24 protein-coding genes are annotated in these 24,579 nt (G+C 72.0%); 5 read left to right on the top strand and 19 right to left on the bottom strand.

The window, feature by feature from the left end; genetic code table 11:
• Window positions 1-6: 6 nt before the first annotated feature.
• Window positions 7-2,505 (bottom strand): ATP-dependent Clp protease ATP-binding subunit, encoded by a 2,499-nt coding sequence (locus VH914_06590; GenBank protein HEX4490857.1) that lies wholly within the window; start codon window positions 2,503-2,505, stop codon window positions 7-9.
• A 198-nt stretch (window positions 2,506-2,703) separates the two neighbouring features.
• Between VH914_06590 and VH914_06585 the strand changes: the two genes are divergently transcribed.
• Complete coding sequence (locus VH914_06585; GenBank protein HEX4490856.1) at window positions 2,704-3,687, top strand: polyprenyl synthetase family protein; 984 nt, start codon at window positions 2,704-2,706, stop codon at window positions 3,685-3,687.
• Window positions 3,688-3,768: 81 nt separating this feature from the next.
• Here the strand turns inward: VH914_06585 and VH914_06580 are convergent, their stop codons facing one another.
• Window positions 3,769-5,073, bottom strand: a complete 1,305-nt coding sequence (locus tag VH914_06580) for an MFS transporter (GenBank protein HEX4490855.1) — start codon at window positions 5,071-5,073, stop codon at window positions 3,769-3,771.
• A gap of 44 nt (window positions 5,074-5,117) precedes the next feature.
• On the opposite strand from VH914_06580, the gene VH914_06575 reads away from it, so the two are divergent.
• From VH914_06575 to VH914_06565, 3 genes are read left to right on the top strand one after another with little or no spacing between them, the layout of a single operon-like run.
• On the top strand, window positions 5,118-6,509 hold the full coding sequence (locus tag VH914_06575) for an MFS transporter (protein HEX4490854.1): 1,392 nt from the start codon (window positions 5,118-5,120) through the stop codon (window positions 6,507-6,509).
• Between the two features lie 29 nt (window positions 6,510-6,538).
• Window positions 6,539-6,952 carry a hypothetical protein gene (locus VH914_06570; GenBank protein ID HEX4490853.1) on the top strand — a complete coding sequence of 138 codons (414 nt, stop codon included), beginning with the start codon at window positions 6,539-6,541 and terminating at the stop codon, window positions 6,950-6,952.
• Complete coding sequence (locus tag VH914_06565; protein ID HEX4490852.1) at window positions 6,919-7,557, top strand: glycerol-3-phosphate acyltransferase; 639 nt, start codon at window positions 6,919-6,921, stop codon at window positions 7,555-7,557. The genes VH914_06570 and VH914_06565 overlap by 34 nt, the downstream gene beginning before the upstream one ends.
• A gap of 106 nt (window positions 7,558-7,663) precedes the next feature.
• Here VH914_06565 and VH914_06560 read toward each other — a convergent pair whose 3' ends face one another.
• The 12 genes from VH914_06560 to folB form a co-directional block, all read right to left on the bottom strand.
• The gene (locus VH914_06560) at window positions 7,664-8,500 is read right to left on the bottom strand and encodes an alpha/beta fold hydrolase (GenBank protein HEX4490851.1); all 837 of its coding nucleotides are present in this window, start codon (window positions 8,498-8,500) and stop codon (window positions 7,664-7,666) included.
• Between the two features lie 88 nt (window positions 8,501-8,588).
• Complete coding sequence (locus VH914_06555) at window positions 8,589-9,293, bottom strand: hypothetical protein (protein ID HEX4490850.1); 705 nt, start codon at window positions 9,291-9,293, stop codon at window positions 8,589-8,591.
• A 55-nt stretch (window positions 9,294-9,348) separates the two neighbouring features.
• Window positions 9,349-10,314: an NAD-dependent epimerase/dehydratase family protein gene (locus tag VH914_06550; protein ID HEX4490849.1), complete on the bottom strand. Its 966-nt coding sequence runs from the start codon at window positions 10,312-10,314 to the stop codon at window positions 9,349-9,351.
• Window positions 10,311-11,819 (bottom strand): lysine--tRNA ligase, encoded by a 1,509-nt coding sequence (lysS, locus tag VH914_06545; GenBank protein ID HEX4490848.1) that lies wholly within the window; start codon window positions 11,817-11,819, stop codon window positions 10,311-10,313. Before lysS ends, VH914_06550 begins: the two co-directional genes overlap by 4 nt.
• Entirely contained in the window at window positions 11,816-12,580 is a 765-nt protein-coding gene (locus tag VH914_06540) for a type III pantothenate kinase (protein ID HEX4490847.1), read from the bottom strand. The genes lysS and VH914_06540 overlap by 4 nt, the downstream gene beginning before the upstream one ends.
• A gap of 3 nt (window positions 12,581-12,583) precedes the next feature.
• A complete protein-coding gene (gene nadC / locus VH914_06535; protein ID HEX4490846.1) occupies window positions 12,584-13,429 on the bottom strand; it encodes a carboxylating nicotinate-nucleotide diphosphorylase in 846 nt (281 codons plus the stop codon).
• Window positions 13,426-15,045, bottom strand: a complete 1,620-nt coding sequence (gene nadB / locus VH914_06530; protein ID HEX4490845.1) for an L-aspartate oxidase — start codon at window positions 15,043-15,045, stop codon at window positions 13,426-13,428. Before nadB ends, nadC begins: the two co-directional genes overlap by 4 nt.
• On the bottom strand, window positions 15,042-15,950 hold the full coding sequence (gene panC / locus VH914_06525) for a pantoate--beta-alanine ligase (GenBank protein HEX4490844.1): 909 nt from the start codon (window positions 15,948-15,950) through the stop codon (window positions 15,042-15,044). The genes nadB and panC overlap by 4 nt, the downstream gene beginning before the upstream one ends.
• 61 nt (window positions 15,951-16,011) lie before the next feature.
• Window positions 16,012-16,896, bottom strand: coding sequence for a DUF2520 domain-containing protein (locus tag VH914_06520; protein HEX4490843.1), 885 nt, complete (start codon window positions 16,894-16,896; stop codon window positions 16,012-16,014).
• 56 nt (window positions 16,897-16,952) lie between these two features.
• Window positions 16,953-17,918 (bottom strand): D-glycerate dehydrogenase, encoded by a 966-nt coding sequence (locus VH914_06515; protein ID HEX4490842.1) that lies wholly within the window; start codon window positions 17,916-17,918, stop codon window positions 16,953-16,955.
• Window positions 17,919-18,111: 193 nt separating this feature from the next.
• Window positions 18,112-18,597, bottom strand: coding sequence for a 2-amino-4-hydroxy-6-hydroxymethyldihydropteridine diphosphokinase (folK, locus tag VH914_06510; protein ID HEX4490841.1), 486 nt, complete (start codon window positions 18,595-18,597; stop codon window positions 18,112-18,114).
• A 67-nt stretch (window positions 18,598-18,664) separates the two neighbouring features.
• On the bottom strand, window positions 18,665-19,015 hold the full coding sequence (gene folB, locus VH914_06505) for a dihydroneopterin aldolase (protein HEX4490840.1): 351 nt from the start codon (window positions 19,013-19,015) through the stop codon (window positions 18,665-18,667).
• Between the two features lie 57 nt (window positions 19,016-19,072).
• On the opposite strand from folB, the gene pyk reads away from it, so the two are divergent.
• Window positions 19,073-20,488, top strand: a complete 1,416-nt coding sequence (pyk, locus tag VH914_06500; GenBank protein ID HEX4490839.1) for a pyruvate kinase — start codon at window positions 19,073-19,075, stop codon at window positions 20,486-20,488.
• A 95-nt stretch (window positions 20,489-20,583) separates the two neighbouring features.
• Here the strand turns inward: pyk and VH914_06495 are convergent, their stop codons facing one another.
• The 5 genes from VH914_06495 to tilS all read right to left on the bottom strand — a co-directional run bounded on the left by VH914_06495 (window position 20,584) and on the right by tilS (window position 24,575).
• Window positions 20,584-21,111, bottom strand: coding sequence for a hypothetical protein (locus VH914_06495; protein HEX4490838.1), 528 nt, complete (start codon window positions 21,109-21,111; stop codon window positions 20,584-20,586).
• Window positions 21,108-21,959, bottom strand: coding sequence for a dihydropteroate synthase (gene folP, locus VH914_06490; protein HEX4490837.1), 852 nt, complete (start codon window positions 21,957-21,959; stop codon window positions 21,108-21,110). The genes VH914_06495 and folP overlap by 4 nt, the downstream gene beginning before the upstream one ends.
• Before the next feature lie 161 nt (window positions 21,960-22,120).
• Window positions 22,121-22,735, bottom strand: coding sequence for a GTP cyclohydrolase I FolE (gene folE / locus VH914_06485; GenBank protein ID HEX4490836.1), 615 nt, complete (start codon window positions 22,733-22,735; stop codon window positions 22,121-22,123).
• Window positions 22,732-23,271 carry a hypoxanthine phosphoribosyltransferase gene (gene hpt, locus VH914_06480; protein ID HEX4490835.1) on the bottom strand — a complete coding sequence of 180 codons (540 nt, stop codon included), beginning with the start codon at window positions 23,269-23,271 and terminating at the stop codon, window positions 22,732-22,734. The genes folE and hpt overlap by 4 nt, the downstream gene beginning before the upstream one ends.
• Window positions 23,271-24,575: a tRNA lysidine(34) synthetase TilS gene (gene tilS, locus VH914_06475; protein HEX4490834.1), complete on the bottom strand. Its 1,305-nt coding sequence runs from the start codon at window positions 24,573-24,575 to the stop codon at window positions 23,271-23,273. Before tilS ends, hpt begins: the two co-directional genes overlap by 1 nt.
• Window positions 24,576-24,579: the final 4 nt, after the last annotated feature.

Below are 24,579 nucleotides of genomic sequence, written 5' to 3'. Positions count from 1 at the left end.
AGGCGCTCAGCCCTCGGTCGAACCGCTTCCCGCGAGCTCCACCGGCGGCGGCTCGAAGCCTTCGACCTGACGGAAGGTGATCTCGTCGCCGAGCGCGTCCACGATGACGGTCTCGCCGGCGTGGAACTCCTTCCACAGGATCTTCTCCGACAGCGGATCCTCGACCAGCTGCTGGATCGCCCGCCGCAACGGCCGAGCCCCGAGCGAGGGGTCGTAGCCGCGCCGCGCGAGCAGGATCTTGGCTTCGGGCGTGAGCTCGAGACCGAGACCCTGGCCCTCGAGCTGGTTCTGCACCCGCTTGATCAGCAGGTCGACGATCTCGGTGACCTCGTCCTGGCTCAGCTCGTGGAAGACGATGACCTCGTCGATGCGGTTCAGGAACTCGGGACGGAAGCTGCGCTTCAGCTCCTCGTGCACCCGGCCGCGCATGCGCTCGTACGTGACGGCCTCGTCGGCCTTCACGAACCCGACGTTCGCCTTGCGGAGATCGGCGGTGCCGAGGTTCGACGTCATGATGATCACGGTGTTCTTGAAGTCGACCGTGCGCCCCTGCGCGTCCGTGAGGCGTCCGTCTTCGAGGATCTGCAGCAACGTGTTGAACACGTCCGGGTGCGCCTTCTCGATCTCGTCGAACAGCACGACCGAGAACGGCTTGCGCCGCACGGCCTCGGTGAGCTGTCCGCCTTCGTCGTAACCGACGTAGCCGGGAGGCGAGCCGACGAGGCGGGACACGGTGTGCTTCTCCATGTACTCCGACATGTCGAGCTGCACCATCGCGGTCTCGTCACCGAACAGGAACTCGGCGAGCGTCTTCGCGGTCTCGGTCTTCCCGACGCCCGAGGGGCCGAGGAAGATGAACGAGCCCGACGGACGCTTCGGGTCCTTGAGGCCGGCGCGCGTACGGCGGATCGCCTGCGAGACCGCGTGGATCGCGGCGTCCTGGCCGACGACCCGCTTGTGCAGCTCCTCTTCCATGCGGAGCAGCTTGGCGGTCTCTTCCTCGGTGAGCTTGTAGACGGGGATGCCCGTCCAGAGCGCGAGGACTTCCGCGACCGACTCTTCCGTCACCTCGTTGAAGAGGTCGACGCCCTCGGAACGCCATTCGGCTTCCTTCGCCTGGCGCTGCTCGAGGAGCTCCTTCTCCTTGTCGCGCAGGTTCGCGGCCCGCTCGAACTGCTGGGCCTCGATCGCGCTCTCCTTCTCGCGCCGGACGCTCGCGATCTTCTCCTCGAGGTCGCGGTAGTCGGGCGGCGCCTGCATGCGACGGATGCGCAGGCGCGAGCCCGCCTCGTCGATGAGGTCGATCGCCTTGTCGGGAAGGTGACGGTCGGAGATGTAGCGGTCGGCGAGGTTCGCGGCCGCGACGATCGCCTGGTCGGTGATCGTCACACGGTGGTGCGCCTCGTAGCGATCCCGCAGACCCTTCAGGATCTCGATGGTGTGCGCGACGGTCGGCTCGTCGACCTTGATCGGCTGGAAGCGGCGCTCGAGCGCAGCGTCCTTCTCGAGGTGCTTGCGGTACTCGTCGAGCGTCGTCGCGCCGATCGTCTGCAGCTCACCGCGGGCGAGCATCGGCTTGAGGATCGACGCCGCGTCGATCGCGCCTTCGGCGGCACCCGCGCCGACGAGCGTGTGCAGCTCGTCGATGAAGAGGATGATGTCGCCGCGCGTGCGGATCTCCTTCAGCACCTTCTTCAGGCGCTCTTCGAAGTCGCCGCGGTAGCGGGAGCCCGCGACCAGCGCGCCGAGGTCGAGCGTGTAGAGCTGCTTCGCGTGGAGCGTCTCGGGGACGTCGTCCTCGACGATGTTCTGCGCGAGGCCCTCGACGATCGCGGTCTTGCCGACGCCGGGCTCGCCGATCAGCACCGGGTTGTTCTTGGTGCGCCGGCTCAGCACCTGCATGACCCGCTCGATCTCCTTCTCGCGACCGATGACGGGATCGAGCTTCTTGTCGCGCGCGAGCTGCGTGAGATTGCGACCGAACTGGTCGAGCACGAGCGAGCCCGACGGCTGGTTCTCCGGCCCGCCCGCCGCGCCCGGCGCCGCGCCCGCGGTCTCCTTGCCGCCCGAGTAACCCGAGAGCAGCTGGATGACCTGCTGGCGCACACGCGAGAGATCCGCGCCCAACTTCACGAGCACCTGCGCGGCGACGCCTTCGCCTTCGCGGATCAGCCCGAGCAGGATGTGCTCGGTGCCGATGTAGTTGTGTCCGAGCTGCAGCGCCTCTCGCAGCGAGAGCTCCAGGACCTTCTTCGCACGAGGCGTGAACGGGATGTGCCCGGACGGCGCCGACCCGCCGTGACCGATGATCTCCTCGACCTGCGCGCGCACGGCCTCGAGCGAGATACCCAACGACTCCAGCGCCTTCGCCGCGACACCTTCGCCCTCGTGGATCAGCCCGAGCAGGATGTGCTCCGTGCCGATGTAGTTGTGATTGAGGAGGCGAGCCTCCTCCTGCGCGAGGACGACCACCCGTCGGGCTCGGTCGGTAAAGCGCTCGAACACTCTTCCGCCTCTCGTGGGGTTGTCCCGATTCAGGCGCCGCGTCGACCCGGGTTCGGAATGGACGGCACGGCCGGATGTCCGGGTTTCTTCAATTCTATCGGCCGGAACCAGCACAACTTTGGTGCGAGTTCGGCCGCAGGAGGGTGATCAACCGGTCCGAGTCGACGCTTGTTCCCCCCCGGTCCTAGCGTGGGCCCGATGGGGCTCGTCGAGAACCTCGGCCTCCCGGAGCTGCCAGAAGACCTCGGCCGGGTCGAGGCGGCGCTCCAGGCCGCCATCCGGGTCGACGACCGCTTCCTCGGCGACGTGGCCTCTCATCTTCTCGGCGCGGGCGGGAAACGGCTCCGGCCGACGCTCACCCTCTGCGCCGCGTACGCCCTCGTCGGACCCTCCGGCGACCGGGCCACGATCGACCGCGCGGTCACCGGCGGCGCGTCCGTGGAGCTCGTGCACCTCGGGTCGCTGTACCACGACGACGTCATCGACGAGGCCGAGACCCGGCGGGGCGTGCCGAGCGTGAACGCGCGCTGGAGCAACATCGTGGCGATCCTCTCGGGCGACTTCCTTCTCGCCCAGGCGTCGGTGCTCGCGGCGTCGCTCGGCGCCGACGTCGCGGGGCTGCTCGCGTCGACGATCGGCGAGCTCTGCCGCGGCCAGGTGCTCGAGCTGCAGTACCTGTTCAACCCGGCGCGCACCGAGGAGTCGTACTACTCCGCGATCGAGGGCAAGACCGCGTCGCTGCTCGCGACGGCGGCGCGCATCGGCGGCATGGTCAGCGGCGCGCCCGCGCCGACGCTCGACGCGTTGACGTCGTTCGGTCAGCATCTCGGCATGTGCTTCCAGATCGTCGACGACGTGCTCGACGTCACCCGCACCGAGGCGGAGCTCGGCAAGCCGGTCGGCAACGACCTGCTCGAGGGTGTGTACACGCTGCCGGTCATCGCGGCGGTGAAGGAGTCGGCGGAGCTGCGCGAGCTGCTCGGCCGCACGCTCGAGACGGACCAGATCGCACGCGCACGCGAGCTCGTGACCGCGGGCGACGCGGTGAACGTCGCGATGGCCGTCGCGCGCACGCACGCGACGAAGGCGACCGAATCGCTCGACGGCGCCGACGGGCTCGACCCGACCGTGTGCTCGCGACTCGCCGACATGGTCGACGGCCTGGTGCTGCGCGAGTCCTGACGCGTCGCCCGGTCGCAGGCTCCGACCGGACTCACTTCCGAGCGGCGAGCGCGACCATCGAGACGCGAGGCCTCCTCGTCGTCATGGCTCCGGCGCCCGTCGCGACCCGGCGAGCGCGTACGCGTGCGCGGTGATCGTCGAGACGACGACGAGGCCACCCGCGAGCAACAGCACGAGGCGCGACGGTTCCAGGCGGCCGAACAGGGGCCAGTCGACACCGCGCACGAGGTCGGCCGCAATGCCGGCCCCGACGGCCGAGAGCGCGAGCCCGACGCGGATGAGCACGTGGAACACCGCGAACGCGGCGATCCGATCATGACCCGTGAGGTCGGTCTGGAGCACGCTCATCGCGGCGGCGAGTGTCGCGGCCGTGAACGCGCCGAACGCGACCGCGCCGAGGAACGCGAACGCGATCGACGGCGCGAGGCTCATGACCGCGATCACGACACCTTGTCCGAGCAGGCTCACGCGCGCGGTCGCGACGCCGCGTGAGCGCGTCGCCTTGAGGACGAGCAGGCCGACGACCGCACCGACGCCGAACAACGCGACGAGCACGGCGAACTGCGCGTCGGACGCGCCGAGCACCGACCGTACGAAGACGATGCCCAGCGAGAACAGGCAGCCGATCCCGAGCGACGCGAGCAGCGCCGACCATGCGAGCTCGCGCACCAGCGGGATGCGGAACGCCGAGAGGAAGCGGCCGCCGCCGTCGTCGTCGGCACGTTCGGGGGCGGGCGCGCCGTGCTCGTGGAGCTCGCGGATGCGCGCGATGCACGCGTACGACCAGAGGAAGGTGGCGGCATCGAACGCGAACACGACGATCATCGGCAGGCGCGCGGCGCGGCCACCGGGCACGAGCAACGAGATCAGGCCGAAGGCGCCGGCGCCTACCGGGATCAACCCGTACGACGACCCGAGCAGGATTCCGTCGGCGGATTCGAGGTCGCGGTCGTCGACGAGGAACGGCACCGACGCGTCCCGCGCGGGCAGGAACACGAGGCTTCCGGCCTCGAGCAGGAACGACCACGTGTAGACCCACCACACGGCCCGGACCCACGGCACCATCGCGACCACGACCGCGCGGGCAAGGTCCGACACCAACATGACGCGGCGGCGGTCCCAGCGGCGCGTGACGCGCGTCGCGACCGGACCGGCGATCGCGGCGGGCAGCAGCCGGAGCACGAGGATGCCCGCGACCGCGGTCGACGACCCGGTCAGGTCGAGAACGAGCGCCATCATCGCGACCGTCCCCATCCAGTCGCCGAACGCGGAGACGCCCTGGCCGAGCACGAGCGTCCGGAAGCCGTGGTGGCGCAGGGGGCTGCGCGACCGGCTCGGGCTCACCGGCTCGGGGGACGACTGCTCGGTGGCGCGGGTCGACGTCACGGACGAGCCTCGCCGCAGGTGTGACAGCGGGTAGAGCGCACGGGATGACCGACGCGCGCACCAACCGCCGTGCCGTCTCCGCGGGGGGCGGCACGATCGTGATGCTCGCCGCGGTGCTCGCGCTCAACCAGGCGGATCGCGGCAGCATCGGCGCGCTCGGCCCGACGCTCGAGCGCGCGTTCGGGATCTCGCACTTCGGTCTCGGCCTGCTCGCGGGCGCGTTCAGCGTCGTGAGCGCGATCGCGACCGTGCCCGTCGGAGTGGTGACCGACCGCGTGCATCGCGTCCGGCTGCTCGCGGGGAGCGTCGCACTCTGGACGGTCGCAATGGTGATCGGCGGCTTCGCGGTCTCCTTCGCGATGCTGCTCATCTCGCGTATGTTCCTGGGCGTCGTGACCGCGACCGGCGACACGACGATCGTGTCGCTCACGGGCGACCTCTTCGCGCGACGCGACCGCGCGCGTGCGCTCGGACTCATTCAGGCGGGCGAGTTCGTCGGTGTGGGCGCGGGCTTCCTCATCGTCGGCGTGATCGTGTCGTCGCTCTCGTGGCGTTGGGTCTACTGGCTCTTCGGCGCGCTCGGCCTCGTGCTCGCGTTCGCGCTCGCGCGCTTTCCGGAACCGGAGCGCGGCGCCGCGGACATCGAGGCCGAGCCGGGCGCCGACGCCGTGGTTCACGAGATCGTCGAGCACCATGTCGAGCCCGATCCCGACGCCGTCGTCGGCGACGTCGAGGAGCTGTCGCTGCCGGAGGCGATGCTCGCGACCCTCGACGTCAAGACGAACCGGACGATCATCGTCGCGAGCACCGTCGGCTACTTGTTCTCGTCCGGCATCACGCTCTTCGCGGTTCTCTTCGCCACCGCGCAGTACTCGATCTCGAACTCGACGGCGGCGCTGCTCCTGCCGGTCGTCGGCGTCGGCGCGGTGGCCGGACTCATCGGCGGCGGACGTCTGGCCGACCGGCTCGCGCGCCGGGGCGTGACGAGCGGACGGATCATCGTCGCGATCGTCGGGTTCGTCGTTGCGAGCATCGCGTTCGTGCCCGCGTTGCTCACGCATTCGCTCTTGATCGCGCTGCCCGCGCTCACGATCGGAGCTGCGGGCATGGCCGCGCCGAACCCGCCCCTCGACGCGGTCCGGCTCGATGTCATCGTGCCGCAGCTGTGGGGCCGGGCGCAGAGCGTCCGCACGCTCGCCCGGACGATCGCGGAGGCGGCCGGCCCGATCGGTTTGGGTGCGCTGGCCGATCATCTCGGCGGCGGCGGTGTGCGCGGTGTGCAGCTCACGCTCCTGCTCCTCCTGCCGGCCCTCGCCGCGAACGGCGTGCTGCTCGTCTTCGCCACCCGCACCTACCCGCGGGACGTTGCCGCGGAACTCGTGAGCGCGCGCCGCCAACGTCGTCGCCCGCCGCACGAGTCCGACGCGCGCCCGTGAAACGCCCTGCACAGGGGTAAGGCGACGGCATGGGAGCACGGGCCGATGAGCGTCACGACGGCACCGGAACCCACGTGCTCCTGACCTTCGCGAACGAGGACGCGGCCCGGCGCGCGATCCCGAAACTGCACGAAGAGGGCATCCCGCTCGCGCTCCTGCAGGTCGTGCACCCGGCGGTCGCGGTGACCCCGCCGCCGAGTCGCGTCGCGCACTGGATCGCGATGGGAGGCGTCGTCGCCGGCGCGGTCGCGGGCGGCCTCGCGTTCGGCGATCCCGCGCTGCTCGCGCCGGTAATGGGCGCGGGGTGCGGTGCGATCGGTGCGTTCGGCGGGCTCCTGGCCGACCGGAGACGGCGCCGACGCTACGACGTGACCCGACGCGCGACCGTGTCGCGCGCGTACGAGGTGACGTGCCCGAGCAGCGCGGTCACCGAGGAGTGGTGAGCCACGGCACGACGCGAGCGCTGCTCGCGGGATGGGCCGCCGCGTCGATTCCGTTCTCCAACATCGCCGCGCACGCGACGCGCGGCGTCGACCTGCGCGAGCACGGCGGCGGCACCGTCTCCGGCACCGGGCTGTTCGAGGTTGCGGGCTTCGGACCACTCGCGGTCGCCGGCGTGTTCGAGGTCGCGAAGGGCGCGGTCGGCCCCGCGCTCGCGCGGCGCGACGGCGCGCGTGCGGTCGCGCTCGCGGCGGCGGCTGCGGTGTGCGGGCACAACTGGTCGCCGTGGTTGCGCGGTGCGGGCGGACGCGGGCTGTCGCCCGCGATCGGCGCGTTGCTGGTCGCCGCGCCGGCCGGCGCGGGGGTGCTGCTCGGCGGCATGGCCGTCGGTCGCATCGCCGGCGAGACCGCGGTCGGCGTGCTCGTCGCCGACGCATTGCTCGTGCCCGTCGTCGCGCGCGTGCACGGTCGCGATGCCGCCCTCGCGGCAGTCGGCGTCGTCGCGCCGATGATCGTCAAGCGCCTCGTCGGCAACCGCAGCCTGCCGCCGACGGGTCGCGCGCGCGTCGTCTGGAACCGCTTGCTGCTGGATCGGGACGCGGCGTGATCTCCGGTCGCGTCGCGCCGTTCCGTCAATCGCCGCCGCTCGACGATGCGAGACGGGCGCGACCGAGACCGTCGGCTCGCTCCGCTCGCCGCGTGCCGGGATCGGTCTAGGCCGACTCCGCGACTTCGTCGTGGTCGCGGGCGTCGATCTCGTCGAGGAACCGCAGGACGGTGTCGTTGAACGCGTTCGGCGCCTCGGCCATGACGCCGTGCGCGGCGCCGGACACGACGACGAGCCGCGAGCCCGCGATGAGCTCCGCGAGCTCCTCGGCGTCGCCCACGGGCGTGAGCGCGTCCTGCGAGCCGGTGATGATAAGCGTCGGCGTGTCGATCTGCACGAGCTCGTCGCGCATCGCGTCGGGCATCGCGAGGATCGCTTCGACCTGCGCGACGAACGGCGCGGGCGGCGACTGCAGCACCACGCGTCCGAGCACGTTGAGCAGCACACCGAAACGGCGCTGCACGCGCGGACCGACGAGCCAGGTGAGCGCGTCGCCGGCCATCGCGCCCATGCCGTGCTCCGACACCTCGCGCGACCAGTCGGCGAGCAGCTCGCGACGCCACGGGTGATGGCGGCACGCGGTGCACGCGAGCGTGAGCGAACGCACGCGCTCGGGCGCGATGGTGGCGATGATCTGCGCGATCACACCACCCATCGACGCGCCCATCACGTGCGCGCTCTCGATGCCCTCGGCGTCGAGGCACGCGAGCGCGTCCTCGGCCATCTGGAACAGCGAATACGGACCCGGCGGCTTGTCGGAGCGTCCGACGCCCCGGTTGTCGGGAGCGACGCAGCGGTGTCGACGGCCGAAGCGCACACGCTGGAGGGCCCAGCCGCGGGAGTCCGCGCCGAGTCCCTGGATCATCAGGACGGGGCTCCGGTCGCGGCGTCCGAACGCGTCGTACGCGATCTGGACACCGTCGGACGCGATCACCTCCGGCACGTGAGTCCTCCCAGCCTCCCGAGCGTGCGGGAGAGGGTAGACGCTGGGTGGCGGCCCTCGGACCGATGGTGGCCGGGCATCGCGGTCGCTACCCGGCCGCGAGTCCCGCGGTGCCGCGCGTCGGGTGCTCGGGCTCGCGCCCCGCGAGCAGCGCGTCGACGGCCGCGCGCGCGACCTCGCCGAGCTCGGCGGCACCGAGCGGGTCACCCGCGGGATACGAGGCGTCGAGCGCGATGTGCTCGCCGATCACGACCCGCCACGGCGCGAACGGCGTGCCCAAAGGGCCGCCCGGCTTCACCGCGACCGGGAGCACGGTCGAGCCCATCATCGCCTGCATGAGTCGCAGTGGCGGTGTGCCCGCGCCGTTGCGGAACCATGTCGGCGCGAGCGGCACCGCGACCAGGTGACCGGCCGCCAGGCACGCGCCGAGATCTTCGGGCGACGCCGAGATCGAACCGAGACGGCGAAGCAGACCGCCGACGATCGGCACGCCCGGCGTGCCGACGACGCGCAACCGGCGTCCGACCTCGCGTCGTACCGCGAGCGCGAGCGCGGTCGGCTCGAACACGCCGAGCCCGCGGTTCATCACGAGCACCGCATCGCCGGTCGCGGGCAGGTGCTGCGCGCCGTCGACGCGGATGCGCACCATCGCGTCGACGACCGGAACCGTCGCGTCGCACAGCTGCGGGTCGAGACCGAACGGGTCGATCGGGTAGTGACCCGTGAACCGCCGGCGCAGTGCGGTCGGCAATGGTTGCGGATCGGACGTGCGGTCGGCGTCGAGCGTGCTCATGCGACTTCGATCCCCGGCGCTCGACCCACACGGTTCGCGCGCACGATCCCGGCGGTCACGCGACCGCTTCCTTCGCGGGGATGAGCGGCACGATGTCGGCCCACTGATAGAGCTCGGTCAGCACCTGCTGCGTCGACCGCGGCTCTTCGATGCTGAGCGCGTCGAGCGCGCGCTGACCCGACCCCGTGCAACCCGAGCGCAGGAGCTCGACGACGTGGGGTGCGATCGCGGCACCCGCGACCTCGACGACGCGCGCGGCCCAACCCCAGAGGCCCGGCATCACCGGCAGCGGGAGCCGGCCGCCCATGCGCACGGCCTGCCACGGGCTCGCGGCACCAGCACCGACGATGTTGAGCGGGCCGTCGAAACCGACGATGAGCGCGCGCACCATCGCGACGCACGCGTCCTCGGGGTGCAGCAGCTGGAACGGCGGGTCGCTCGTCGCGCTCACCGGCACGACCGGGAGCCGCAAGAGACGGCCGATCGGGCTCGGCACGTGCGAACCGACGACCGGCGCGTAGCGCAGCGACGCGACCGACACGCCGTGCCGGCGACCGAGGCCCGCGGCGACCGCTTCGACTTGGAGCAGCGTCTGCCCGTAGGGAGTCGTGGGCTCGGGCGGCACCTGCTCGTCGGGCACCGATGCCGCGCCGCGACCGCGGCCGTAGACCTCGAGGCCGCTGCGGAGCACGACGCGCTCGAGCTTCCCGGCGCGCGCGGCCGCCGAGAGCGCGACGATCGTGCAGTGCTCGGTGCGCTCCGCGGCCTGCGCGGGCCCGAGGCGCGACGCGGGCTCGTACACACCGAAGTGCGCGACGGCGGTCGGGGCGAACTCGAGCACGAAGTCGCGCATGCGGTCGTGCTGCATCGGGTCGATGCGGTGGAACTCGGCGCGCCGGAGGCGCCGGCGCGGCGGCACGAAGTCGACACCCGCGATCTCGGTGACCGACGGATCCGCCTCGAGGAGCTGCGCGACGCGCGTGCCGAGCTCACCGCCCATGCCGGTGACGAGCACCCTCACGAGTCGGGTCCCCAGACCTCGGGCCGCAGCTGCGGGAACAGGATCACCTCGCGGATCGACGTGATGCCCGCGAGCAACATCACCACGCGGTCGATGCCGATACCGAGACCGCCGCACGGCGGCATGCCGTACTCGAGCGCGCGCACGTAGTCGTGGTCGACCCACTGCGCTTCCTCGTCACCCGATTCCTTGAGCCGCGCCTGCGCCTCGAAGCGTCGCAGCTGGTCGACCGGATCGTTGAGCTCGCTGAACGCGTTGGCGAGCTCGCGCCCGCCGACGATGAGCTCGAACCGCTCGGTGAGCGCGGGGTCGTCGCGGTGCGGACGCGCGAAGGGCGACACCTCACGCGGGTAGTCGCACACGAACGTCGGTCCCACGATGTTGGCCTCGGTCGTCTTCTCGTAGATCTCGAGGATCAGCTTGCCCGTTCCCCAGATCCGCTCGTACGGGATGTCGAGCGCGTCACAATGCTTGCGCAGCTCTTCGATCGGCTGGTTCGGGTGGAGATCGAGGCCCGCGTGCTCACGAATGAGGTCGAGCATCGGACGGCGTTGCCACGGCGGCGCGAGGTCGAACTGCTTCCCCTCCCACTCCACCTTCGTGGTGCCGAGCGCGGCGATCGCGGCGGTGCCGATGAGCTGCTCGGTCAGCGTCATGATGTCGGTGTAGTCGACGAACGCCTCGTACAGCTCGAGCATCGTGAACTCGGTGTTGTGCCGCGTCGACAGGCCTTCGTTGCGGAACACGCGACCGAGCTCGAACACCTTCTCGAGCCCGCCGACGATGAGGCGCTTGAGATAGAGCTCGGGCGCGATGCGCAGATAGAGGTCGACGTCGAGCGCGTTGTGGTGCGTGACGAACGGCTTCGCGGTCGCGCCACCCGCGATCGGCTGGAGGATCGGCGTCTCGACCTCGACGTAGCCACGGTCGAGCAGGAAGGCGCGCATCGCGGCGACGGCTGCGAAGCGGATCGCGAACACGCGGCGCGCGTCGTCGTTCGCGATCAGGTCGACGTAGCGCTGCCGGTAGCGGGTGTCGACGTCGCTGAGCCCGTGCCACTTGTCGGGCATCGGTCGGATCGCCTTGGCGAGCAGCACGCACGCCGACACCTTGATCGACAGCTCGCCGGCCTTCGTCTTCATCACCGTGCCGTCGGCGCCGACCCAGTCGCCGAGATCGAGGTCGCCGACGCGCCCGAACGCGTCGTCACCGATCACCGAGCGCGACACGAACAGCTGGATCGTGCCGCTCGCATCGCGGATCGTGAAGAAGACGAGACCCTTGCCCAGCTGCCGGCGCAACAGGACGCGGCCCGCGACGCGCGCGTCGACGTCGGTCTCCTCGGCGTCGGCCAGCGAGTCGTACCGGTCGTGCAGGAGGCCCGCGGTCGCGGTGCGGTCGAAGCGCAGTGGATACGGATCGACGCCCGCGTCGCGCAGCGCGTCGACCTTCGCCCGGCGCTGCGCCTGCTCGTCGCGCGGATCGAGCTGCTCCGAATTGCTCACCGGTTCCTCTCGAAGACGATGCGGAGCCCGAACAGCGTGAGCCACGGCTCGTAGTGCTGGATGCTGCGCGTGTGCGGACCGATGAGCTCCGCGAGGCCGCCGGTCGCGATCACCGTGCACTCTCCGAGCTCGGCGCGGAAGCGGTCGACGAGCGCGTCGACCTGACCCGAGAAGCCGTAGATCACGCCCGATTGGATCGACTCGACCGTCGACTTCCCGATCACGTGCTTCGGCTCGACGAGCTCGATGCGGCGCAGACCCGCGGCGCGGCCGAAGAGCGCGTCGAGCGAGATCTCGATGCCGGGGAAGATCGCGCCGCCGAGGTACTCGCCCTTCGCGCTCACCGCCTCGATCGTGGTCGCGGTTCCGAAGTCGACGACGATCGACGGGCCGCCGTAGAGGTCGTAGGCACCGACTGCGTTCGCGATTCGGTCGGCGCCGACCTCCTTCGGGTTGTCGTAGAGGATCGGCATTCCCGTACGAATGCCGGGCTCGATGACGAGCGGAGCGAAGCCGAAGTAGCGCTCGGTCATCGCGCGCAGCGCCGCCGTGACCATCGGCACGCCCGACGAGATCGAGACGCCGGTGATGTTCGCCTCGAACGAGAAGCCGTGGAAGCCGAGGAACTGCTGGATCATCAGCGCGAGCTCGTCGGAGGTGCGTTCCGCGACGGTCGCGATGCGCCAGTGGTCGACGAGCTCTTCGTCGTCGAACAGGCCGACGACCGTCTGCGTGTTGCCGGAGTCGATCGCGAGCAACATCGTTCAGGCCCCCACCACGTCGAGTCCGATGTCGAGCACGCGCGCCGAGTGCGTCAGCGCGCCGACCGAGATGTAGTCGGCACCCGCTTCCGCGTACGCGGCGACTGCGTCGAGCGCGACCGTCCCGCTCACCTCGGTGCGCGCGACGCCGCCGAGCAACGCGACCGCTTCACGCACGGTCTCCGGGCTCATGTTGTCGAGGAGCACGATGTCGGGCGCGACGGTCTTCGCCTCTGCGACCTGATCGAGCGAGTCGCACTCGACCTCGATCACGCGATTCGGCCATCGCGCCCGCGCGCGCTCGACCGCGCCGACGACACCGAGGCCGACGAGATGGTTGTCCTTGATGAGCACCGCGTCCGAGAGCGACTCACGGTGGTTGAACCCACCGCCCGCGCGCACCGCGGCCTTCTCGAACGCGCGCAGCCCCGGAAGCGTCTTGCGGGTGTCGAGGATCCGCGCGCGGCCGTGGGTCGCGCGCACGTAGCGGCGGGTGATGGTCGCGATACCCGACAGATGCGTGAGGAAGTTCAGCGCGGTGCGCTCGGCGACGAGGATCGACCGGAGCGAGCCCTGCACCGAGCCGATCTCGGCACCGGGCTCGACCGCCGAGCCGTCGGGGAGGAGCCAGGCGACGACCACGTCGGGATCGATCTGGCGGAACGTCTCGATCGCGGGTGCGGTACCCGCGACGACGCCCTCGACGCGCGCGACGAAGCGCGCCGACGCGACCGCGTCCTCGTCGATACACGCGACCGTGGTGATGTCGCCGAGCACGCCGAGATCCTCGGCGAGCGTGCGCTCGACCGCGTCGCGAACGATCGGCGCGGGCGGGTCGAACGCGCTCACGCGGTCCGGCCCTCCGTGAGCGGTGCGTAGCGTCCGGCCGTCGTGAGCGGCACGAAGCGCGGCGGTTCGCCGGCCACGTGCACGTAGCGCCCGAGCTGCGCGTCGTCGGTTGCGGGGAAGTCGGCTCGTGTGTGCGCGCCCCGCGACTCGTGCCGCGCGGTTGCGCCGACGACGATCGCGCTCGCGACCGTCGTCAGGTTCGCAACCTCGAACGCCGCGGTCGTGGGATCGACGGCGCCGGTGGCCGCGTCGGACAGCGCGGCGAGCGACTTCGCCGCGAGCGCAAGGCCCTCCGCGTCGCGCACGACGCCGACGTCGATCGACATCGTCGCCTGGATCAGCTCGCGCTGGCTCGGGTCGAGCGCGACCGGATCCGCACCCCCCGATCGCGTCGCCGTGAAACCGACCGTGAGGAGCGGCGCGAGCGCGCCGGTCGCCTCGGGGTACCGCTTGCCACGTTCGACCGCGGCCACGACGCGACCGCCGAACACGAGCCCGTCGAGGAGCGAGTTGGATGCGAGGCGGTTGGCGCCGTGCACGCCGCTGCACGCGGCCTCACCGCAGGTCCAGAGCCCGGGCAGCGTGGTCGCGCCGTCGAGGTCGGCGAGCACACCGCCCGACAAGTAGTGCGCGGCCGGCGCGACCGGCAGCCACTCGCGGGTGGGGTCGAGGCCGACCGTCCGACACGCGTTCCAGATCGTCGGGAAGTGCCGCTCGAAGTCGGCGATCCCGGTCGCGTCGAGCCACACGTGCTCCGCGCCCTCGGCGTGCATCCGTGCGTGGATGGCGCGGGCGACGACGTCGCGCGGCGCGAGGTCGGCGAGCGGGTGGACGTCGCGCATGAACGCAAAGCCCTGGCCGTCGCGCAGCACCGCGCCCTCACCGCGCAGCGCTTCCGACAGCAATGGCCGCGGCATCGCGGGATGGTGCAGCGCAGTCGGGTGGAACTGCACGAACTCGAGGTCGGCGCACGCCACCCCGGCGCGCAGCGCGAGCGCGATCCCGTCGCCGGTCGAGAGCGCGGGGTTCGTGGTGACCGCGAAACACTGCCCCGCTCCGCCGGTCGCGATCACCGTGTCGGTCGCGCGCACGTCGACGCGCGCGCCGGACGGATCGAGTGCGACGACGCCCGCGCACTCACCGCCTTCGACGAGCAACGACAACGCGAACCAACCCTCGCGGATCTCGCAGCCCGAGCGGAGCGTTGCGGCGACGAGCGCGCGCTCGATCTCCGCGCCGGTCGCGTCACCGCCCGCGTGCACGACCCGCGCGAGCGAGTGGCCACCCTCGCGCGCGAGCAGCCAGCGACCGTCGGCGTCGTCGAATCGGGCGCCGAGCTCTGCCAGCTCGCGCACGCGTGCCGGGCCCTCGCGCACGAGCACGTCGACCGCGGCTTCGTCGCACAGCCCGGCGCCCGCGACGAGCGTGTCCTGGAGGTGCAGCGCGGGTGAGTCGGGTTCCTCGAGCGCGGCGGCCACGCCGCCCTGCGCGAAGCGCGTGGCCGAGTGCGACAGCTCGCCCTTCGTCAGTACGAGCACCGACCGGCCCGCGGCGCGCGCGTGCAGCGCGGCGGTGAGCCCGGCGACGCCGCTGCCGAGGACGAGGAGGTCGGTCATGAGGATCCGAGACTAGGGGCGGGGGTCGTGCCGAGGTCGACCTCGACCGCGTCGCCGCGCACGGCAATGCCGACGTTGTCGATGAGCCGGGTCGCACCGAGATGCGCGGCCAGCGCGAGGAGCACGTCGCCGTCGAGGCGGTCGATCGGTGCCATCGTCGCCGCGTCGCGCGCCTCGACGTACTCGAGCTCGACGCGCGGTTCGGTTGCGACGACGTCGCGGACGGCGGCGATCACGCGCTGCGGATCGCGCTCCCCCGCGGCCACGAGCTCTGCGGCGGCGCGCAGACCGTTGAACAGCACGGGCGCGGCGCGGCGGTCGTCGGGCGCCAGGTACGCGTTGCGGCTCGAGCGCGCGAGCCCGTCGGTCTCGCGCACGAGCGGGCACGCGACGACCTCGACGGGCAGATCGAGATCGGCGGCCATGCGCGCGACGACCGCGACCTGCTGCGCGTCCTTGCGACCGAAGTAGGCGCGGCTCCGACCGGTGATCGCGAAGAGCTTCGCCACGACGGTCGTGACGCCGTCGAAGTGGCCGGGACGATGGTCGCCACAGAGCCCGCGCGTCACGCCCTCGACGTGCACGGTCGTTGCCGCGCCGTTGGGATACATCTCCTCCACGCTCGGCGCGAACACCACGTCGACGCCTTCCGCGCGGCACGCGTCGAGATCGCCCGGAAGGTCACGCGGGTAGCGCGCGAGATCCTCGTTGGGACCGAATTGCGTCGGGTTCACGAAGATCGACACGACGACGAGATCCGTTTCGGCGCGCGCCCGACGCATGAGCGAGCGGTGACCCTCGTGGAGGTAGCCCATCGTGGGCACGAGTCCGACCGTGCGCCCGGCCGCACGCGCGTCGTCGCAGGCGCGCCGCACGCCCTCGATCGTCTCGATGAGCGTGACCATCGCACCTCTCTCGTTCCGGCCCGCTCGGGTGCCGGACGATCGGAAACCCAGTCGAACCAGGCTAGTTGGTGTCGTCGTGCGAGCCGCGAGGCGAGGTCCCGGGCGTCTGGTCGAGGTCGGCGAGCAGCCGGTCGAGCGCGTCGTCGCGCGTATCGGCGAGCTTGGCGGCTTCACGCGCAAGGGCGCGGTACGCATCGCGCTCCGAGGGCGGGAGCTCGCGCAGGTGCTCGGTGACGGTCGCGAGGTCGCCGCGCGCCACCGGGCCGGTGAGCGCGGCGCGCGCGCCCATGCCGAAGCCGTTGGCGAGGCTCGCTTCCGCGAGCGGGGCGAAGGCCTCGAACGGCACGCCCGCGGCCGCCGCGAGTCGCTCGACCTGACCGAGCAGCGCGACGAGATGGTTCGACGCGACCACCGCGGTCGCGTGATAGCGCGCGCGCTGCTCATCGGATACCTCGAACGTGTGCAGCTCGAGCGCGTCGGCGATGTCGGCGACCTGGGGGTCACCCGCGATCGCCGCCCACGAACCCGGCAGGCGGTCGAGCCCCATCGTCGCCGACGGCATCGACTGCAGCGGATGCAGCGCGCCGACGCGCACGTCGGGACGGCGTGCCTTCAAGTCGTCGAACACCCCGACGCCGAGCGAGCCCGCGAGGTGCAGAACGAGCGCGCCGTGCTCGAGCGACGGCGCGACCGCGAGCGCGGCGCCTTCGATCGCGGCGTCGGGGGTCGCGATGATCACGATCGCCGCGCCGCGCCCCGCGTGCGACACGAGCGAGGGCTGCGTCGCGAGGCAGGCCGCGGTCGCAGTGGTCGACGGCGCGTCGGGCGAACGCCCTGCGACCGCCACCGCGGTGTAGCCGCGGCCCACGAGGGCGAGCGCGACGGTCGCACCCGCGCGGCCCGGACCGATGAGGGCGAACGTTGCCCCGGAATTCCCCTCGGCCACGACGGATCACCGTACCCGCAACGGGCTCGACACGGTTTCGCGCGGGACGGTCGCGCTCAGGCCGGCGGGCGCACCGGCGTGATCGGCGGCTCGCCCGCGAGCACCGCGAGGATGTTGCGGCAGCAGAGCTCGACCATCGCGCCCCGCGCCTCGTGCGTTGCGGAGCCGATGTGCGGCAGCACGACGACGTTGCCGAGCTCGGTCAGGCCCGGCGCGAGCGCGGGCTCGCGCTCGAACACGTCGAGGCCCGCCGCCGCGATCCGGCCCTCGCGGAGCGCACCGACGAGCGCGGCTTCGTCGACGAGCGGACCGCGCGCGGTGTTCACGAAGACCACGCCCGGGCGCAGCCGCGAGAGCGCGGCGGCGTCGAACGCGTGCCGTGTCTCCGCGGTCGCCGGCGCGTGCAGCGAGAGCACATCCGACTGCGCGAGCAGCTCGTCGAACGTGACCGGCCGCGCGCCGAGCTCGCCCTCGAGCGCGACGTTGCGCGTGCGGTTCGTGTAGACGACGTGCATCCCGAAGCCGCCCGCGCGTCGCGCGACCGCGGCGCCGATCTTGCCCATGCCGAAGATGCCGAGCGTCTTGCCGACGAGCGTGGTGCCGAGCAGCTGGGTCGGGCTCCAGCCCTTCCACTCGCCGCGCCGGACGAGCGTGTCGCCTTCGACGACGCGGCGCGCCGCGGCGAGGATGAGCGCCCACGTGAGCTCGGCCGTCGCTTCGGTGAGCACGTCGGGCGTGTTCGTGACGACGACACCGCGCGCGGCGGCCGCGGCGACGTCGACGTTGTCGTAGCCGACCGCGAGGTTGGCGACGATCCTCAAGTCGGGCGCGGCGTCGAGCAACTCGGCGTCGACCTTCTCGGTGAGCAGGCACAGCAACGCCTGCTTGCCGCGCAGACCTGCGATCAGCTCGGCACGCGTCGGCGGACGATCTTCGGTGTTCTGCTCCACGTCGAGGCCCGCGACGCGCAGCGCATCGGGACCGGGCGCCGGCAACGGGCGGGATACATAGACCGCGCTCATGCGCTCACTCCTTCGCCGGCTCCCCTTCGGGTCGCCGACTCGCACGCTCGCTGGCGAGCCTCGACGCTCGCTCCGCACGCGCCTTCGACCGCGTGAGAACAACGCGATCGAGAAGCTTCGATCGCACTCGTTGCGCTCACTCCTTCGCAGGCTCCCCTTCGGGTCGCCGACTCGCACGCTCGCTGGCGTGTTCTCACGTTCGTTCCTTTGTCGTCAGTGTGATCTCGACCCGGCGCACGCCCGGATGTCCGCCGGCGGGAGCGACGACGAGCTCGGGGGCCACGTCGTGCAGCGGCGCGAGCACGAAGCCCCGTTCCCACAGGCGCGGATGGGGCACGACGAGGTCGGGCTCCCGGATGCGCTCGTCGCCTACGAGCAGCAGGTCGACGTCGAGCGTGCGCGGCCCCCACCGCTCGGCGCGCACACGGTCGGCATCGTCTTCGAGCCGGTGCGCGAGCGCGAGCAGCTCGCGCGCGCTCAGCTCGGTGTCGATCGCGACGACGGCGTTGAGGTACGGACCCTGGTCCGGCCCACCCACCGGATCCGTCTCGTAGACATCCGACAGCGCGGCAACCGCGACGTCCGGCGTGCGCGCCAGCGCGTCGACCGCCGATTGCAGGAACTCCTCGCGCGCGCCGAGATTCGATCCGAGCGCGAGGTACGCGCGCCGCGCCGTCATGGTCGCGTCTCGCCGTCCCGGACGAGCTCGATCGTGATCGTCGACTCGCTCGCCGCTCCGACCGCCGTCACCGTTCGATGCGCACCGCGACGTGGTCGACCTCGGCGTTCACCGGCGGTCGCAGCTTGCGCACCTCCACGACGACGCCGGTGACCCGCTCGTCGGCGCGGCACGCCTCGGCGATGCGGGTCGCGAGTCGTTCGAGCAACGCGTAGCTCTCGTCGGTGACGATCCGCACGACCGCGTCGCACACCGCGCCGTAGTCGACGGTGTCGGCGAGGTCGTCGCTGGCGCCGGCCTTCGCGAGGTCGACGTGCAGCTCGAGACTCACCTCGAACGGCTGCGGCCGCTCCCGTTCCTCGGGCAGCACCCCGTGCACGCCGAGCGCGCGCAGGCCCGGCACGAGGATGCGGTCCACGCCCCGGACCCTACCGCCGACGATTCTGGTGCGATCGAGCCGAGGCGGAGGAACGGGATGCGAGGCGTGAAGATCGTGGCGACGCTGGGTCCGGCGTCGGCGGAACCGGCGACGTTGCCGCGCCTGCTCGCGGCGGGCGTCGACGTCGTGCGGGTCAACGCCGCGCACGGAAGCGCGGCGTCGCATCGGGACGCGATCACGCGCACGCGAGCCGCGTGCGACACGGCGGGCCGCACGGTCGGCGTGCTCGTCGACCTGCCGGGACCGAAGCTGCGCACCGGCGCGGTCGAAGGCGATCTCGTCCACCTCGACACCGGGAACCCCTTCACGCTCGTCGGCGGCGATCGCGAGGTCGTCGGCGACGCGACCCGTGTCGGTACGACGGTTCCGCAGATCGCAACGTGGCTGCGCGCGGGCGACGACATCTTCCTCGCCGACGGAGAGATCGTGCTGCAGGCCACGCGCGTCGTCGGCGACGACGTCGAGACCGAGATCGTGCGGGGCGGGATGCTGCGGTCCCACAAGGGCATGCACGTTCCGAGCGCGGAGGTGCACGTCGACTCGTTCGGTGCGCACGACGACGCCGCGCTCACACTCGCCCGCCGCGTCCGTGCCGACTTCGTCGGCGTGTCGTTCGTCCGGACCGCGGACGACGTCGCGGGCGTGCGCGCGCGGCTCCCGGCGCGCGGCGTCCGCCCTGCGATCGTCGCCAAGATCGAGACCGCGGCCGCGCTCCAGCACCTCGACGCGATCGTCGACGCCGCAGACGCGCTGATGGTCGCGCGCGGCGATCTCGGCATCCAGGTTCCGGCGCGTCAGGTGCCGTTCCTGCAGAAAGACATCATCCGCGCCGCGAACCGCGCCGGGAAGCCGGTGATCACCGCGACCCAGATGCTCGAGTCGATGACCCGCTCACCGCTCCCGACGCGCGCCGAGGTGAGCGACGTCGCGAACGCGGTGATCGACGGCACCGACGCGCTCATGCTCTCCGAGGAGACCGCGGTCGGCGATCATCCCGTCGAAGCGGTGCGCACGATGGCCGACATCGCGGCGACCGCGGAATCGTGGCCCCGCGCGACGGTGCTCCCGATCGCCGGAGGCGACGAGGTCGACCGCGTCGGCTGGGCGGTCGCGCACGCGTCCGTGCTCGCGGCCGAGGACCTCCAGGTCGCCGCGATCCTGTGTCCGACCGCGTCGGGCACGACCGCGCGCCGCGTCGCCGCGTTCCGGCCGTCGATGCCGATCGTCGGGCTGTCGTTCGACCCGCGCGTGCTCGGGCGGCTCAGTGTGATGCGCTCGGTGCATCCCCTGCCGTTCGCGCGCTGCACCGACGCGGAGACGCAGAACCGGCTCGCCGTCGACGCCGCGCGCGCGGCCGCGATCGTGAAGCGCGGTGATCTGGTCGCGGTCGTGTCGGGCGCGCCGGGACGCGGCCGCGGTCACACCGACCGCGTGCGTATCGTGCGGGTCTGACTGGTCGGGCTCGCACGCTTCGCCGTCCCCGACGCGTCAGTCCGCGGCCGAGACCGCGCCGCTCGCTCTGCTCGCGCGCTCAGGCAGAAACGCGTCTACGAGCGCGCGCTGCGGTGGAGGTTCTCGGAGAGCGTGACCGCGACCATCTCGCGACCGTCGGCGCCGAGGTTGCGGCCCGTGATCTTCTCGATCACCGAGATCGCGTGCGGGCCTTCCTGCACGAGCCCCGAGTACACGAGGTAGCCCGCGAGCACGCCGAGCACACGGTCGCCGAACTCCTCGTGATGGAGGAACACCTTCTCGGCGGGGTCGTCGAGCCAGCCGACCAGGTGCTGGTAGATGTCGAGCAGCCGCAAGCCCATCTCGTCGTGCCGCCCGAGCGGGAGGCGCTCGTAGACCAGCTCGGCCTCTTCGTAGGCGTGGATGTTGTGCGGGGAGTCGAGCAGCGACACGATGCGCGTGAAGCCATGTGCCTTCAACCAGATGAGCTCTTCCTGGCGGCGCACCTTCCGGTGGTTGCGCGCGAACCCGCCGGGCCGTTCGGCCGCGGCGAGCCGGTCCTTGATGATCCAGCAGAAGAACCGCGGCTGCAGCCCCTGTGCCCAGCGCCCCCGCAACGTCATGCCGCGACCCCGTCCTGAGTTGCGCGCGCCATCACGTCGAGCAGCCGGACGACGCGCGCCGACGACGCGACGTCGTGCACCCGCACGACGCGCGCACCGTTCGTGAACGACCACACGCTCGTCGCCAAGGTCGCGTCGTCGCGGTCGGCCGGCTCGGTCGCGCCGGTGATGCGTCCGAGGAATCCCTTGCGCGAGGCACCGATGACGACGGGCACGCTCAGCGCGCGCGCCGTCGAGTCGAGCCGCGCCAGCAGCTCGAGGTTGTGCGCGACGGTCTTGCCGAACCCGATGCCGGGATCTGCGAGCAGCGCGTCGTCGCGAATGCCGGCCGCGCGCGCGACATCGAGACGCGCCGCGAGGAACGCGCCGACCTCGCCGACGACGTCGTCGTAGTGCGGGTGGTGCTGCATCGTGCGCGGCTCGCCCTGCATGTGCATGACGACGAGACCGGCGTCGGCCGCGGCCACGACCTCGAGCAGCTCGGGATCACCTCGCCCCGCGGTCACGTCGTTCACGACCCGCGCGCCCGCGCGCAGCGCCGCCGCCGCGACGTCGGCCTTGCTCGTGTCGACACTGACCGGCACCCTGCCGTCGGTCGCGAGCGCCTCGACGACGGGGAGCACGCGCTCGAGCTCCTCGGCCGCGGTGACCGGCTCGGCACCCGGACGCGTCGACTCGCCGCCGATGTCGAGCAGGTCGGCACCCGCCGCGACCAGGTCGCGGGCGTGCGCGATGGCCCGCTCGGGATCGAGGAAGCGGCCGCCGTCGGAGAAGGAGTCGGGGGTGACGTTCACGACGCCCATGACGGCCCGTTCGGGCAGATCGACCACCGAGAACGGCCTGGGCACGGGCCGCACGTTACTCGGCGCCTCCTGCGCCGCCGGGAGCCTGGAACCGGCTTCTCGGGTGCGTACGCGCCTCGACGGACGGGTCGTGTTGCGGTCCGTCCGACCCGCTCACCGAGGCGTCGGGGAGGGCGAAGCTTGGGAGCCCGACCAGATCGGCGCAGTCAGCCGCGGCTGGGCAGGCTGAGGATGGAGAAGGCTTCGGCGCGGGTCGCCGGGCTGTCCTTGAACATGCCCCGCACCGCGGAGGTGACGGTGACCGATCCCGGCTTGCGCACGCCGCGCATCGACATGCACAGATGCTCCGCCTCGATGAGCACGAACGCGCCGCGCGGCGCGAGCGCGGCGACGATCGCGTCGGCGATCTGGGTGGTGAGGCGCTCCTGCACCTGCGGACGCTTCGCGAACCCGTCGACGAGGCGCGCGACCTTCGAGAGACCGGTGATGCGGCCGTCCTGTCCCGGGATGTACGCGACGTGCGCGCGCCCGTGGAACGGCAGGAGGTGGTGCTCGCAGAACGAGTAGATCGGGATGTCGCGCACCATGACCATCTCGTCGTGGCCGGCCTCGAACGTGACGGTGAGGTGGTGCGTCGGGTCTTCGTGCAGACCGCCCGCGATCTCGCGGTACATCTCGGCGACGCGGTGCGGCGTGCGCACGAGGCCGTCACGGTCGGGGTCCTCCCCGATCGCGAGCAGCAACTCGCGCACGGCGCGCTCGATGCGCGGCAGGTCGATGCCGCCGCCGTCGCCGGCAGCGGATCCGCCGGCGTCGGTCACACGTCTTCTCCGGGCAGGTACTCGACGATGTACGGAAGGTTGCGGTACCGCTCTGCCGCGTCGAGCCCGTATCCGACGACGAACACCGGCGGGATCTTGAAGCCCGTGTACTTGAGGTCGGGGTCGTTGCGCTGCAGACCTTCCTTCACGAGCAGCGCGCACACGTCGAGCGACGACGGGCTGCGCGCCATCAGGTTCTTGCGCAGGTACGACAGCGTGAGGCCGGAGTCGACGATGTCCTCGACGATGAGGACGCGCCGGCCGGTGAGGTCGATGTCGAGGTCCTTCACGATGCGCACGACACCACTCGTGCGCGTCGCCGATCCGTACGACGCCACCGCCATGAAGTCGAACTCGACCGGCAGGTCGATCGATCGCGACAGATCGGCCATGAACATGAACGCGCCCTTGAGCACGCCGACGAGCAAGGGCGGATCGTCGGCGAAGTCGCTCGTGATCTCCTTGCCGAGCTCCGAGACGCGCTGCTGCACCTCGTCGGCATCGACGATCACACGGCCGAGATCAGAGTCGTTCATCAAGCGCGGACTCGGTGCGTCACGGTCATCCAGAGGAATCGACGCGTACGCGCGGTTACGCGCACCCGGTCGTCGATACGGTACCCCACGACCCACACGGCCCCGCCGGTCGGGTCGGTGGCGACGACCCGTGCGGTCTCCGCCCGCGCGACCCCTGCAATCGCCGTCGTGTGTCCCAGTCCGAGTGGCACGAAGCGTTCACCGAGCGCCGGTGCCCGCAACCACGCGCGCTCGCCGACGACGTCGGCGTCGACGACGCAGGTGTCGATGCCGTCCGGCCACGCGACCGGCGCGGCCCGCTCGATCCAGCACTCGAAGTCGAGGCCGAGTCCCGCGGCCGCGCCCGGCACTGCGAGCCGACACGGCGCGTCATCCGGCGGTACGGCGGCGGGCGCCTCGCGAAGGAGCCGGCCCCGCCGGCGCACGATCCGATCGCCGCCGGGCACCTCGACCGCGCGCCGTTCGCCCCGCACGACCGCGAGCACCGCGTCGACCGTTGCGAGCGCCGGCGGTGCTCCGCCGAGCCACTGCCGGATCGCGCGGCGCGCGAGCGCGGGGTCGAGCGCCACGAGCGCGTCGACCCGGGGCGGATCACCGGCATCGGCGAGCGCGCCCGCCGCGAGCGACTCCAACAGGTCGGCTTCCTCGCGCAGCACCTCGGCCTGGCGCGAGAGCAACGCGGGCAGGTCGCGCGCCGCACCCGCCTCGAGCGCGGGGATGACCTCGCGCCGCAGCCAGACCCGGCGGTAGCGCGGCTCGGCGTTCATCGGGTCGACGACGGGCGCGAGCCCGAGGCGCGCGCAGATCTCGGCGGTGTCGGCGCGCCGCAGCGGAAGCAGCGGCCGGACGACGGTGCCTGCGATCTCGCGCATCGCCGCGAGCCCCGCGGTCGCGGCGCCGCGCAGCAGGTTGAGCAGCACGGTCTCCGCCTGATCGTCGGCGGTGTGCCCGACGAGGACGTACGCGGCGCCCGCTTCCACGCGCGCGGCATCGAGCGCGGCGTAGCGCGCGTCACGGGCCCGCGCTTCGAGGTTCGGACCCGATCCCACGTCGACCGCGGCCGAACGCGCAACCACACCGAATCGCCGCGCCGCGTCGGCAACGACGGCGAAGTCACACGCCGATCCGGCGCGCAGACCATGGTCGACGTAGATGGCCTCGACGGCGACACCCGCCGCCGCAGTCAGGGCGAGCAGCGCGAGCGAGTCGGCGCCACCCGAGCACCCGACGACGACGCGCGTCTCCTCACGGGCGAGCGTTGCCAGCCGCGGGACGCGCGCGAGCCACCGCTCGAGCCCGCCCACGGCG

The organism is Acidimicrobiia bacterium (assembly GCA_036271555.1).
In the GTDB taxonomy this organism is placed as follows: domain Bacteria; phylum Actinomycetota; class Acidimicrobiia; order IMCC26256; family PALSA-610; genus DATBAK01.
Note: the sequence above shows the minus strand (reverse complement) of the source record. Positions and strands in the feature narration are given on the sequence as shown.